The sequence below is a fragment of the Vibrio sp. 1727 genome (assembly GCF_033344415.1).
Lineage (GTDB): Bacteria > Pseudomonadota > Gammaproteobacteria > Enterobacterales > Vibrionaceae > Vibrio > Vibrio alginolyticus.
This window is the reverse complement of sequence record NZ_JAWPOT010000461.1, coordinates 1-591: the sequence shown is the minus strand read 5'-3', so window position 1 is coordinate 591 and position 591 is coordinate 1. Positions and strand designations below refer to the sequence as shown.

At 49.6% G+C, this 591-nt stretch carries 1 protein-coding gene; it reads left to right on the top strand.

The annotated features are described in order from the left end of the window. A partial coding sequence (locus R8O10_RS26355) for a glycoside hydrolase domain-containing protein (protein ID WP_318192116.1) occupies positions 1-591 on the top strand: 591 nt, incomplete at both ends.

Sequence of the window (591 nt, the reverse complement as noted above, 5' to 3'; positions counted from 1 at the left end):
AGAACTGAAAGAAGGCGACCCATGTGCACTGAAATACGCTTCAACTGACTTCGACCCTTACAAATCTGACGCGTTCTACTACACAGAAGGTAACGCGTGGCAGTGGCAATGGGCGTTTATGCAAGACTTAGACAAGCTGACTGAAATCATGGGCGGCACGCAAGGTCTGAACGACAAGCTGAACAACCTATTTACTGCCGATCCAAATGGCGGCGAAGCGCACCAAGACATGACAGGTTACATAGGTCAGTACATTCATGGTAACGAGCCTTCGCACCACGTCATCTACTTGTACAACCGTACTGAAGAGTCTTACAAGGCGCAGGAATACCTAGACCAAGTTTACGACCAGTTCTACAAACCGACGCCAGACGGCATCATCGGTAACGAGGACGTAGGTCAAATGTCGGCGTGGTACTTGATGTCAGCACTGGGCTTCTACCAAATCTCGCCAACCGATCCAACCTACAGCATCGGTCGTCCGATTTTCGATAAAGCGACAGTAGACATTGGCTCTGGCACCTTCACGGTAACGGCTGAGAACAACGGTCCAGACAACATGTACATCAAAGAAGTGACCATCAATGGCAA